This is a genomic window from Stenotrophomonas sp. YJH_SMC_69 (assembly GCF_059370495.1).
Map to the genome: position 1 here is coordinate 106,577 of NZ_JCAFTS010000009.1, position 11,671 is coordinate 118,247.

10 protein-coding genes are annotated in these 11,671 nt (G+C 69.8%); 1 reads left to right on the plus strand and 9 read right to left on the minus strand.

Features of this window, described 5'->3' with window-relative positions; all coding sequences use genetic code 11:
- Window positions 1-23: 23 nt before the first annotated feature.
- Window positions 24-1,802: a monovalent cation:proton antiporter-2 (CPA2) family protein gene (locus AC5P8F_RS15785; protein ID WP_495228530.1), complete on the plus strand. Its 1,779-nt coding sequence runs from the start codon at window positions 24-26 to the stop codon at window positions 1,800-1,802.
- Between the two features lie 190 nt (window positions 1,803-1,992).
- Here the strand turns inward: AC5P8F_RS15785 and AC5P8F_RS15790 are convergent, their stop codons facing one another.
- The 9 genes from AC5P8F_RS15790 to AC5P8F_RS15830 all read right to left on the minus strand — a co-directional run bounded on the left by AC5P8F_RS15790 (window position 1,993) and on the right by AC5P8F_RS15830 (window position 11,641).
- On the minus strand, window positions 1,993-5,331 hold the full coding sequence (locus tag AC5P8F_RS15790; RefSeq protein WP_164167078.1) for an ankyrin repeat domain-containing protein: 3,339 nt from the start codon (window positions 5,329-5,331) through the stop codon (window positions 1,993-1,995).
- A complete protein-coding gene (locus AC5P8F_RS15795; RefSeq protein ID WP_032960603.1) occupies window positions 5,324-5,584 on the minus strand; it encodes a YcgL domain-containing protein in 261 nt (86 codons plus the stop codon). Before AC5P8F_RS15795 ends, AC5P8F_RS15790 begins: the two co-directional genes overlap by 8 nt.
- Before the next feature lie 160 nt (window positions 5,585-5,744).
- Window positions 5,745-6,185, minus strand: a complete 441-nt coding sequence (locus tag AC5P8F_RS15800) for a hypothetical protein (protein WP_032960605.1) — start codon at window positions 6,183-6,185, stop codon at window positions 5,745-5,747.
- 61 nt (window positions 6,186-6,246) lie between these two features.
- Window positions 6,247-7,485 (minus strand): beta-ketoacyl-ACP synthase, encoded by a 1,239-nt coding sequence (locus tag AC5P8F_RS15805; RefSeq protein WP_495228532.1) that lies wholly within the window; start codon window positions 7,483-7,485, stop codon window positions 6,247-6,249.
- Window positions 7,485-8,216, minus strand: a complete 732-nt coding sequence (locus AC5P8F_RS15810) for a 3-ketoacyl-ACP reductase FabG2 (protein ID WP_032960607.1) — start codon at window positions 8,214-8,216, stop codon at window positions 7,485-7,487. Before AC5P8F_RS15810 ends, AC5P8F_RS15805 begins: the two co-directional genes overlap by 1 nt.
- Window positions 8,213-8,668 carry a hotdog family protein gene (locus AC5P8F_RS15815; protein WP_032960608.1) on the minus strand — a complete coding sequence of 152 codons (456 nt, stop codon included), beginning with the start codon at window positions 8,666-8,668 and terminating at the stop codon, window positions 8,213-8,215. The genes AC5P8F_RS15810 and AC5P8F_RS15815 overlap by 4 nt, the downstream gene beginning before the upstream one ends.
- Window positions 8,665-9,849, minus strand: coding sequence for a beta-ketoacyl-[acyl-carrier-protein] synthase family protein (locus AC5P8F_RS15820; RefSeq protein WP_014648838.1), 1,185 nt, complete (start codon window positions 9,847-9,849; stop codon window positions 8,665-8,667). Before AC5P8F_RS15820 ends, AC5P8F_RS15815 begins: the two co-directional genes overlap by 4 nt.
- Window positions 9,846-10,403 carry a DUF3261 domain-containing protein gene (locus tag AC5P8F_RS15825; RefSeq protein ID WP_495228534.1) on the minus strand — a complete coding sequence of 186 codons (558 nt, stop codon included), beginning with the start codon at window positions 10,401-10,403 and terminating at the stop codon, window positions 9,846-9,848. The genes AC5P8F_RS15820 and AC5P8F_RS15825 overlap by 4 nt, the downstream gene beginning before the upstream one ends.
- A complete protein-coding gene (locus AC5P8F_RS15830) occupies window positions 10,391-11,641 on the minus strand; it encodes an NAD(P)/FAD-dependent oxidoreductase (RefSeq protein ID WP_014648840.1) in 1,251 nt (416 codons plus the stop codon). Before AC5P8F_RS15830 ends, AC5P8F_RS15825 begins: the two co-directional genes overlap by 13 nt.
- Window positions 11,642-11,671 lie beyond the last annotated feature (30 nt).

Consider the following 11,671-nt stretch of genomic DNA (forward strand, 5'->3'; position numbering starts at 1 on the left):
TCCCCCGATGACCAGGTATTCCCATGCATAGCGGTGGTCTGGAACTGGCCCTGGTGCTGCTGCTGGCGGCGGTCATCGCCGTGCCGGTGTTCAAGAAGTTCGGCTTCGGCGCGGTACTGGGCTACCTGGCGGCCGGCGTGGTGCTGGGCCCGGACGGGCTGGGCTTCGTGCAGGACGCCGACCGCATCCTCGGTGCCGCCGAGATCGGTGTGGTGATGCTGCTGTTCGTGATCGGCCTGGAGCTGTCACCGGCACGCCTGAAGGTGATGCGGCGCTCGGTGTTCGGCGCCGGCGCGGCGCAGGTGGCGTTGTCCGGGCTGGTGCTGGGCGGCCTGCTGCTGCTCGATCACTTCCAGTGGAAGAGCGCGCTGGTGGTCGGCGTGGCGCTGGCGCTGTCATCCACCGCGGTCGGCCTGCAGCTGCTGTCCGAGCACAAGGCGATCAACAGCGACCATGGCCGGCTCGGGTTCGCCATCCTGCTGTTCCAGGACCTGATCGCGATCCCGCTGCTGGCGGCCATCCCGCTGCTGGGCGGAGTGAAGAACGAGACCCTGCGCTGGGAAGATGCGGCCGTGGCGCTGGGTGCGCTGGCGGTGGTGATCCTGTGCGGACGACCGGTGCTGCGCAAGGTGTTCAGCATCATTGCGCGGACCCGCAGCCCGGAAGTATTCACTGCCACCGCCCTGCTGGTGGTGCTGGGCACCGCCTGGTTCATGCAGGAAGCCGGCCTCAGCCCCAGCCTCGGCGCGTTCCTGGCCGGCGTGCTGCTGTCCGATTCGGAGTTCCGGCATGAGCTGGAAGCGCAGATCGAACCATTCAAGGGGCTGCTGCTGGGCCTGTTCTTCATCGCAGTGGGCATGGGCATCGACCTGGACCGCATCGCCGCCGAGCCGTGGCTGATCGCCGCGGGTGTCGGCATCCTGCTGGTGGTCAAGTTCAGCCTGCTCTACGCGGTTGGACGTGTCGCCCGGCTCAGCTCGCGGCAATCGCTGCTGCTGGGCAGCGTGCTGTGGCTGGGCGGCGAGTTTGCCTTCGTGGTATTCAACGAGGCACAGCGCGCGCACCTGCTGGGCAACGCCAACCACGACCGGCTGGTGGCGATCGTCGGCCTGTCGATGGCGACCACGCCGCTGCTGATGATCGCGCTGCTCAAGCTGCTCGGCCAGGAAAAAGCCGCACCACGCGCGGCGGCCGAGGCCGACAAGGTGGCGCCGGACAACCGGCCCAAGGTGCTGATCGCCGGCATGGGGCGCTTCGGCCAGGTGATCGCGCGCCTGCTGACCGCGCAGAAGGTGCCGTTCGTGGCGCTGGAGGCGAACCCGGACACCGTTGCCGACCTGCGCCGCTTCGGCAACCAGCTGTACTACGGCGATCCGACCCGGCCGGAGATGCTGCGTGCGGCGGGGGGCGAGCACATCGATGTGTTCGTGATCACCGTGGATGACCCGGAGACCAACCTGCGCGCGGTACGCATGGTGCGCCGGCTGTACCCGGACGCGACGGTGCTGGCGCGTGCACGCAACCGCCAGCATGCGTGGCGCCTGATGGACATGTCGGCCGAGCCGTTCCGCGAAGTGTTCGGCACCAGCCTTGAGATGAGCGGGCGCGTGCTGACCGCGCTGGGCGTGGCGCCGGACGTGGCCGAACGCCATGTGCAGCGCTTCCGCGAGCACGATGAGCAGCTGCTGCGCGACCAGTATCTGGTGTACGACGACGAGGCAGCGGTGATCCAGACCTCGCGCGACGCACGCAACGACCTGATGCATCTGTTCGAGGCCGACGCGGAAAGCGACGGCAAGTAGGCGTGCCGACCAACGGTCGGCACCCACCGGTGGCAGGATCGGCACCCACCGGGGGCAGGGTTGGCACCGACCCGATCGATGGCGGACCCGGTAGTGCCGGCCGCTGGCCGGCAGCCTCGGTATCCCGGAGGTCTCAGCAGGTTGCCGGCCAGCGCCCGGCACTACCCACTGCGGATTCCGATCCCGGTGCTCAACCGTTGTCGCGCAGGAACCGCGCCATCGACGAAACGCCCGGCACGCGCGGTTCGAACTCGCCAGCGACGTCGATGAAGCCGCGCATCACCGCGATCTCGCGCGGGCTGCGGTTGAGGCTGTCGCGCACTTCCGGATCGGCACCGGCGCGCAACAGGCGCTGCACCAGCAGCGGCAGTCCATGCAGGGCGGCCAGATGCAGCGGGCCGAAGCCGCGCGGATCGCGCACGTCCAGGCTGACGTCCTCATCCAGCAGGCGCTCCACCGCCGCCATCACCACCTGCTCGTCGCAGGCGGTTCCCGGCTCGGCGCGTGCGCCCAGCAGCAGCAGCAGCGGCGTGACCGAACCGGCGGCGGCCTGGTCCGGCTCGGCGCCCGCCAACAGCAGGGTGTCGAGCAGGGCCAGCAGGCGCGAGCGGTCGCGGGCACTGAAACCGTACAGCGCGGCACAGTGCAGCGGGCCCAGCTGCTGCGCGTCACCGGCATGCACGTCGGCACCGGCAGTGAGCAGGCGCGCGACGATGTCCGGCAGGCCCAGCGCCGAGGCCAGCATCAGCACGGTCACCCCGCCCGGCAGGCGATGTTCCAGCTTGGCGCCGGCATCGAGCAGGGCCGAAACGATGTCGACCTGGCGCATGCTGACCGCCGCCGACAGCGGCGTCGCACCGCTTGCAGCGGCGTGCTGCGGATCGGCACCGCGCGCCAGCAGCAGGTCGGTCACGGCCAGGTGGCCACCACCGGCCGCACGCAGCAGCGCGGTGCAGCCCTGTGCGTCGACCGCGTCGACGGCAAATCCCAGATCGATCAGGCGGCGCACGGCGTCCACATCACCGGCCATCGCAGCGGCCGGCAGATCGGCCTCGCGCAGGGTACGGCGCGGCAGCGGCCACACCCGCCAGTCCAGCCAGTCGGCCAGGTCACGGCGACCGATCGACAGCGCCACGCCCAGTGGCGTCTGACCGTCGGCGGCACGTGCTTCCGGCGAGGCACCGTGCTGCACCAGCAGCTTCAGCGCGCCTTCGCGGGCCAGGGCGGTGGCCAGGTGCAGTGCGGTCATGCCATGGCTGTCGCGCGCTTCGCGATCGACACCGGCCTTGAGCAGGGCCTGCTGCAGGCGCAGCCAGCCCAGGCGTACCGCCAGCGACAGCGGTGGGTCACCGGCCGGCGAAGCGGCGAACGGATCGGCGCCACGCTCCAGCAGTTCCAGCGCCAGTTGTTCCAGGCCGCGGGCGGCCTGGTCGTGCTGTGCGCAGGCGGCCAGGAAGCGTGCCAGCCCACCGCGCCCAGCCGGCGACAGGCCGCGCTGCAGCATGACCTGCAGCGCCGGCACCGCGTCGATGCCGCGCGACAGCAGCGCGAACATCGGCGTATCGGCGCAGGCGTCGCGCACATAGGGATCGGCACCGTGGGCCAGCAGCCAATCGACCGCGCGCGGCTCCAGGGCCAGCTCCGGATCGAGCAGCAGGCCGCCCAGTTCTTCCGGCTGGCACAGTCTGGCCAGCGCGGCCATGCCATCGGTGTTGCCGAAGCCCAGCGCTTCGCGCAGCAGGGTCAGCGGCGGACGGTCCGGCAACAGGCCGCTGGCGCTGGCCGCTTCACCGCGCTCGGCCAGGCCATCACTGACGGCTGCCGGCAGCGGATAGGACGGGTCCAGCAAGGCCACGATCGCCCAGCGGCCCGCTTCGGCCGCATAGTCCACCGCGCGGCGGCCAACCGGGTCGGTGGCGTCGGCGGCGATGCCCAGTTCCACCAGGCGCTTGATCAGCAGCGGCGAGACATCCTCGGCCATCACTGCCAGCTGCACCGCATTGCGGCCTTCGCCGTCCACCGCGACCAGGTCCGGCTTGTGCGGCAGCAGGTGCTCGACCACGGCGGCACGGCCGGCACGGGCGGCTTCCAGCCACGGCGTGCGGCCCAGTGCATCGCGCGCTTCCAGGTTGGCGCCGGCGCCCAGCAGCACGCCGATGATCTCCACGTGGCCGGCCAGCGCTGCCTCGTGCAGCGCGCTGCGGCGCTGGCGATCACGCGCGTCGGCGCGTGCCTTGTGCTTGAGCAGCAGCTGCACGCCGGCCGGATCGTCGTCCTCGGTGGCGGCGGCGGCCAGCAGCACCGGGGTGCCATCGGCCGGTTCGCTGCGTGCACCGCGCTCGAGCAGGAAGCGGGCCAGGCGCCAGTTGCCGACCTGGCAGGCCACCGCCAGCGGCGACCAGCCCTCGCGGTTCAGCGCATCGACTTCGGCAGCGGCATCGCGCAGCAGCGCGGCAACGCCCGGGTCGGAACTGCGTGCGGCATGGTGCAGCGGGGTGTTGCCATCGCTGTCGGTGGCACGCGAATCGGCACCGTTGGCGAGCAGGGTCATCACCGCTTCGGGGCGGCCATGCCAGCTGTCGCGGGTGGCGGCCAGCAGCGGGGTCATGCCCCGGTGCGGCGCGTTCACATCAACGCCGCGGGCAATCAGCTCGCGCAGCAGGCGCAGGTCCGGCAGCACCGCCGCCAGCACCGCCAGGCTGCGCTGGTCACGCCAGTTCGGGTCCGGCAGCGCATACGGATCAGCACCGGCCTGCAGCAGCTGCAGGCCGCGGTCGACGCGGCCCTGGCGCGCGGCCTCATACAGGGCCGGTGTCAGTTCCTGCGGCGCCATCGCCTCCAGCGGCGCGGTTTCGGCCGCAGCGGGGAACATCGGTTCCTGTTCGCTGCTGGCAGCGGCGAACGGGCTGGGGCGCAGCGACACCAGCGGCGCGGGCGCGACCCGCTGCAGCAGCAGGTGCAGCGCCGGCGACAGCAGCACGACCGCCAGTGCGGCGGGCCAGCGTGCGCCGTCCGGCAACAGGCCCGGCCAGGCCGGCAGCACCACCAGTGCGGCCAAGGCGATCACCAGCGCCGCCACGCCAAGACCACGCCAGGCGGTCAGGTCGCGGCCGGCCAGCGCCTGCCAGTGCTGGGCCAGGCTGCCATCCAGGCGTTCGACATCGTTCCATAGCGGCCAGGTGCGCCAGGCCGCCAGCAGGCCGGCACTGACCAGCACGCTCAGGCCCAGTACCGCCGCCAGGCTGCCGCTGTCACGCAGGGCCGCCAGCGGCCAGGCCAGCAGCAGTGCCAGCAGCAATGGCGCGGCAGCCCACAGCGCCAGCAGTGCGGGCACGTCCTGCCGTGCGACCACCTTCAGCGGCAGCAGCGCACGGCTGCGACGCCACCACGACACGCCCAGCGCGAACGCCGGCTGCGCCAGTGCGGCAAGGATGGCACCCGGCACACCGCCCACCGCAGCGCCCAACGCCAGCATGGCACCCACGGCGAAGGCGATCGACAGGGCACGCGGACGGGAGGTGTCAGTCATAGTGTCGCGGCATCAGGCTGGCCACCGACGGCGGTACCTGCAGGTAGAACCCGCGTTCGCTCATTTCGCTGCGGACCTTTTCAGGATCGGCCTGGGCCAGGCGGCGCTGGACATCCAGGGCCACCTCCAGGACGAAGGCGAGCGTCCCCAGCGAGGTGAGCAGCGGCGCGGGCAGCGCGCTGAAATCATCGCGTCGGGGAACGTAGACGTAGGTGTCCGGCTTGAGTTGGCTTTTATAGACGTAGGCGTGCATGTCCGCGGGACGATAACCCGGGAAGAGCCATGATTGTGTCGGAAAGCCGACACCGGGGAAAGCCGTCAGCCGACGATGGCGGCGCGATCGGCGGCGTTTCCCCTGCGAGGTTCAGCAATGTGGCGGCGACGTTCAGCCAACGCCGCCGCCACGCGGGCGCTTACTTGACCTTGGCGTAGGTACCCTTCAGCGCGACACCGGCGAGGATGGTGCCGGCGTAGCACTCGTAATTGGTGCTGCTCTTGAACTCGTTCTTCTTGTAGTAGCTGACGATGTCGACCACAGCGTTGGCGCCGCGCGACCTGGCGCCGTCCTGCAGCGCGCGCAGCGCCGACAGCGCGACCCAGCGGCAGGCCTCGGCATCGCTCTTGTTGGCGGCGTTGGTCTTCTTGTTGGTCACGTCTTCACCCAGGCGCTGCTGCACGCTGACCGGCTGGCCGGCCAGGTAGAAGCGCACGCTGCCGTCGATGCCGGCGTCCTTGGCAGCCTGCGAGCTGACCAGCTCCTGCAGGGACTGCTCGACGCGGGTATCGCGGGCAGAGGCGGTGGAGGTCAGGGCCAGCAGCGCGGTGGCAGTGGCGATCATGAGAGTGCGGCGCATCGAAACTTCTCCTTGTCAGGGGTGCGGGTGGATGGCGGAAACAGTGCGGTGGGGCGGTGGATCACTCGCTCCAGCGGCGGAACACCAGTGAGGTGTTGATGCCGCCGAAGGCGAAGTTGTTGCTCATCACGTACTCGGCCTGCAGTTCGCGGCCCTGCCCGGTGATGAAGTCGAGCTGGCCACAGCGCGGGTCGACCTCGGCCAGGTTCAGGGTCGGCGCGAACCAGCCGGCGCGCATCATCTGGATGCTCAGCCAGGCCTCGAACGCGCCACAGGCACCCAGCATGTGGCCGACATAGCTCTTCAGCGAGCTGATCGGCACGCGGTTGCCGAACACCTGCGCGGTCGCCTGGGTTTCGGCGATGTCACCGTGGTCGGTGGCGGTGCCGTGGGCGTTGACGTAGTCGATCTGCGCCGCGTCCAGGCCGGCATCCTCCAGCGCCAGGCGCATGGCCTGGGCCATGGTGTCGGCGCTGGGCTGGGTGACGTGCTGGCCATCGCTGTTGGTGCCGTAGCCGACCACCTCGGCAAGGATGGTGGCGCCGCGCGCCTGCGCGTGCTCCAGGTTTTCCAGGATCAGCGTGCAGGCGCCCTCGCCCAGCACCAGGCCATCACGGCCGGCATCGAACGGGCGCGGGGTGGTCTGCGGCGCATCGTTGCGCACGCTGGTGGCGAACAGGGTGTCGAACACCGCCGCTGCGGTGGCATCGAGCTGCTCGGCACCGCCGGCCACCATCACCGTCTGCTTGCCACTGCGGATCGCTTCATAGGCCGCACCCACGCCCTGGCTGCCGGAGGTGCAGGCACTGGAGGTGGTGTACACGCGCCCGGACAGGCCGAAGAACACGCCGATGTTGACCGGCGCGGTGTGGCTCATCATCTTCAGGTAGGTGGTGGCACTGATGCCATCGGTGGTGAACTCGTTGAGCATGCGCCCGAATTCACCGGTGGCCTCGTGGCTGCCCGAGGACGAGCCGTAGGCCACGCCGGTACGACCGCTGCGCAGCACCGGATGCTCGTGCAGGCCGGCTTCACGCAGTGCCACCTCAGTGGCGCGCACCGACATGATCGCGACCTTGCCCATCGAGCGGGTGGTCTTGCGGTTGTAGTTCGGCGGCAGCTCGAAATCCTGTGCCGGCGCGGCCAGCTTGGTGTTCAGCCCGGCATAGACATCCCACTCGGGCATCGCACGCACCGCATTGCGGCAGCTGCGCAGGTGTGCCTCGATGGTCGGCCAGTCGTGGCCGAGCGGACTGATGGCGGCGGCACCGGTGACCACCACGCGACGATCGGCGGCCATCAGATCATGCCTCCGTTCACCGAGATCACCTGGCGGGTGATGTAGCCGGCCGGCTCGGACAGCAGGAACGCCACCGTGGCCGCCACTTCGTCGGGACGACCGACGCGGCCGGCGGGAATCAGCTTGAGCGCGTGTTCAACCACTTCATCGTTGAGCATTTCGGTCTCGATCAGGCCCGGGGCCACGCAGTTGACGGTGATCTGGCGGCTGGCCAGTTCCAGCGCCAGGGCCTTGGTGGCACCGATGATGCCGGCCTTGGCGGCGCTGTAATTGACCTGCCCGCGGTTGCCGGCCAGTCCGGACACCGACGACAGGGTGATGATGCGGCCAGGCTTGCGCCGGCGCACCATCGGCATGATCAGCGGATGCAGTACGTTGTAGAAACCGTCCAGGTTGGTGTGGATGACCTGGTCCCAATCCTCCGCTGACAGTGCCGGGAAGGCACCGTCACGGGCGATGCCGGCGTTGCAGACCACGCCGTAGTACGCGCCGTGCGCTTCGACATCGGCCTCCAGCACAGCGCGTGCGGCCTCGCGGTCAGCCACGTCGAACATCAGTACGCGGGCCTGCTGGCCCAACGCGTGGATCTCGGCCATCACGGCCTGTGCCTCATCCAGGCGGCTGCGGCAATGCACCACCACGTCGAAGCCGTCACGCGCGATGCGCAGCGCGATGGCCCGGCCGATGCCCCGGCTGGCGCCGGTCACCAGCACGCTTCGATTCCCTGTCATGCCTGTCCACTCTCCAGATAGGCCATCGCATCGGCCGGTTCGAACACCGACACGTTGGCTGTCGCCCATTCGTCCTCGCCTGCCAGGATGCGGCAGGCGAACATCCCCAATCCATTGTCACCCAACAGCTCGCAGCGCGCCTGTACGCGCAGCCGCGATCCGCTGGGAAAGCTGCTGCGCGGGCTGCTGTAGCGGCGGCTGCCAAGCAGGAAGCCCAACTGCGGCGGCTTGCCCGCCGCACGCGCACGGCAACCGGCCCAGGCCGCGATGGCCTGCGCCATGTATTCGATGCCGACCCACGCCGGCACCTGGCCCTCCTCGACGAACAGGCCCGCGTCGGGCACCACCAGTTCGGCCTCGATGGTGTCCTGGTCCCAGTGCGTGATGCGCTCCAGCAGGCACATGTCCTGGCGGTGCGGCACCACCTCTTCGATCGCGTACAGCGTGTTCATCGACGCTCCAGCGCCAGCACGGCATTGCTGCCGCCGAAGGCGAACGAATTGCTCAGCACCCGCCGCGGTGCCTGTGCCAGGCGGGTGGCCGGTGCGACCAGCGGCAGTGCCGGCAGCGCGGGGTCTGCCACGCCGTCCCACCAGTGCGGTGGCAGCTGCTGCTGCGGGTTCCCGGCCAGCACGATCCAGCACAGTGCAGCTTCGATCGCGCCTGAAGCACCCAGCGTATGGCCGGTCAGCGGCTTGGTCGAACTGGCCGGCACCTGGTTGCCCAGCACCTGCGACACCGCCAGGCTTTCCATCGCATCGTTGTGGCCGGTGGCGGTGCCATGCAGGTTCACGTAGTCCACTTCATCGGCCGCCCAGCCGGCGCGCTGCAGCGCCTGCTGCAGGGCATCGATGGCACCCAGGCCCTGCGGATCGGGGGCGGACATATGGTGCGCGTCGGCCGATTCGCCCCAGCCGGCCAGGCATACCGGGCCGGGTTCGCGGGTGAGCAGGAACAGCGCGGCACCCTCGCCGATGTTGATGCCGGCACGGTGCTGCGAGAATGGATTGCAGCGCAGGGCCGACACCGATTCCAGCGCGCTGAAGCCGGCCACGGTGAAGCGGCACAGCGAGTCCGCGCCACCTGCGATCACGGCGTCGACGATACCGGCCCGCAGCATGCGTGCAGCCGACATCAGTGCCTTGGCACTGGACGAGCAGGCGGTGGACAGGGTCCACGCCGGCCCCTGAGCGCCGCTGCGCTGGCGCACGAACTGCGCGGCAGTACCCATTTCCTGCTGGGCGTAATCGAACCCGGGCGGCCATTGGCCCTGTTCGGCATGGGTGCGCAGGGCCTGCTCGGATTCACCGATGCCCGAGGTACTGGTGCCCAGCACGACCGCCACGCGTTCGGCGCCGTGGCGGGCGATCGCGGCGGCCACCGCCGGTGCGATCTGCGCCAGTGCCACGTCCAGCAGGGCGTTGTTGCGCCCGCGCAGGGCGGCCGGCAGTTCTTCCAGCGTCGGCAGCGGTGTACGCACCTGCCCCAGCGCCAGGGTGTGCCCCGGCAGCAGGGTATCGTTGTCGCTGAGCCCGCCCGGCACGCCGGCGAACATCGCCGAAGCCACCGCGTCGCGGCCATCGCCGAGCGCGCAGACCACGCCCAGATCGTTCAGATAGATCGGTGCACTCATCGATCCGGCCCGGCCATGTCGATCGATTCGATGCGCAGCGCATAGCCTTCGGCGCGGTTGTCCAGCTGCACGCTGCCATCGTCCAGGCGCTGCAGCTGCAGCCACACCGTGCCGTCGCGCGACAGGCTGCGCTGATGGCCATCGTCACGGACCTGCCAGCCGGCTGGCAGCGCGGCCGCGATGGCTGCGGTCGGCCACAGCGCGAACTGCAGGTCATCCAGCACGCGCTCGGCGCGCACCTGCGGCGGCAGCCACGGCGCGCGCTGCTGGGTCAGCTGCCGGCCGTCCCACTGCAGGCGCACGCCGGTCTGGCCCATCGCCTGCACCGCCAGCTGCACCTGCTGCGCATCGGCTTCCAGCAGTGCATCCAGGTCGCGCTCATGCGTGCCGAACCGGAAATGCAACTGCTGCTGCAACGCCAGCGGCGTCGGCAGGCTGGCCGGCGACAGGCGCAGCGGCGGCAGTTCCACCAACGGCTTCGGCATGCGGCCGGCGCAGGCCACCAGCAGCAGGCTCAGCAGCAGTGCTGTCGCAAGGGCGATCAGGCGCCGCACAGCTGCTCCAGCACGCGCATGCGGCGGCCACTGTCATCGGCCACGTACGGGTTGTTGGTGTCCCAGGCGTAACCGGCCAGGATGGAGCTGATCATGTCGCGCACTTCGGGCTGCTGCTGCGGGTGGTAGATGATCTTCTGGAAACCGCCTTCGTACCAGCTTTCGACAAAGCGGCGGAAGGTCTTCACGCCCGCCCGCAGCGGGACCGAGAACTCCGCTTCCCAGTCCACGGCTTCGCCGGCATAGCGGCGCGCCAGGCATGCACTGGCCAGCTGCGCGGACTTGAAGGCGATGGTCACGCCGGACGAGAACACCGGGTCGAGGAACTCGCCGGCATTGCCCAGCAGGGCATAGCCCGGCCCCCACAACGAACTGACATTGGCCGAGTAGCCGGTGATGCGGCGCACCGGCAGCACCGCCCATTCGGCATTGGCCAGCAGCCGGGTCAGGTTCGGGTCCTCGCCGACGATGGCCTGCAGTTTCTGCAGGTCGTCGCCCTCGTAGCGCTCGAAGAACGACGGTTCGGCGACCACGCCCAGCGAGCAGCAGCCGTTGGAGAACGGGATTGTCCAGTACCAGACGTCGACGTGCTCGGGATGGGTGGTGATCAGGATCTTGTTGCGGTCGAAGTCCGCTTCGGCCGGAATGTTGTCGCGCACGTGGCAGAAGATCGCCCCGCGCACCGGGAAGTTGGACGGGGATTCCAGCTGCAGCAGGCGCGGCAGCAGGCGTGCGAAGCCCGAGGCGTCGAGGATGAAATCGGCCTCGATGCGGTACTCGCTGCCGTCCGGGCGGCGCACCGTCACCGCCGGCTGCTCGCCGGCTTCGACCGACAGCACTTCATCACCGAAACGCAGCGTGGCCCCCATGCGCTCGGCACCGCGCGCCAGCACGTTGTCGAAGTCGGCGCGCTGCACCTGGTAGGTGGTGCCCCAGCCCGGCGAGAACTTCTTCCTGAAGTCGAATGCGGTACGCGCTTCGCCGTGCACGAAGGCCGCGCCGTTCTTGTGCTGGAAGCCGGCTTCGACCACGTCCTGCAGCAGGCCGGCGGCCTCGATGTACTCCATGCTCTGCGGCAGCAGGCTTTCGCCGATGGAGAAGCGCGGGAACTGCTGGCGCTCCAGCATCAGCACCTGGCGGCCCTGCTGGCGCAGCATCGCCGCAGCCACGGAGCCGGCCGGGCCGGCACCGATGATCAGGATTTCAGTACGTTCGACAGCATCCACAGCAGTATTCATCGGTGCGTCCTTGTTGCTCGATCAAGTGGA

Excerpts from the sequence above, each read along its gene's own strand:
- AC5P8F_RS15785 (WP_495228530.1), top strand. The coding sequence starts at position 24 with ATGCATAGCGGTGGTCTGGAACTGGCCCTGGTGCTGCTGCTGGCGGCG.
- AC5P8F_RS15790 (WP_164167078.1), bottom strand. The coding sequence starts at position 5,331 with ATGACTGACACCTCCCGTCCGCGTGCCCTGTCGATCGCCTTCGCCGTG.
- AC5P8F_RS15795 (WP_032960603.1), bottom strand. The coding sequence starts at position 5,584 with ATGCACGCCTACGTCTATAAAAGCCAACTCAAGCCGGACACCTACGTC.
- AC5P8F_RS15800 (WP_032960605.1), bottom strand. The coding sequence starts at position 6,185 with ATGCGCCGCACTCTCATGATCGCCACTGCCACCGCGCTGCTGGCCCTG.
- AC5P8F_RS15805 (WP_495228532.1), bottom strand. The coding sequence starts at position 7,485 with ATGGCCGCCGATCGTCGCGTGGTGGTCACCGGTGCCGCCGCCATCAGT.
- AC5P8F_RS15810 (WP_032960607.1), bottom strand. The coding sequence starts at position 8,216 with ATGACAGGGAATCGAAGCGTGCTGGTGACCGGCGCCAGCCGGGGCATC.
- AC5P8F_RS15815 (WP_032960608.1), bottom strand. The coding sequence starts at position 8,668 with ATGAACACGCTGTACGCGATCGAAGAGGTGGTGCCGCACCGCCAGGAC.
- AC5P8F_RS15820 (WP_014648838.1), bottom strand. The coding sequence starts at position 9,849 with ATGAGTGCACCGATCTATCTGAACGATCTGGGCGTGGTCTGCGCGCTC.
- AC5P8F_RS15830 (WP_014648840.1), bottom strand. The coding sequence starts at position 11,641 with ATGAATACTGCTGTGGATGCTGTCGAACGTACTGAAATCCTGATCATC.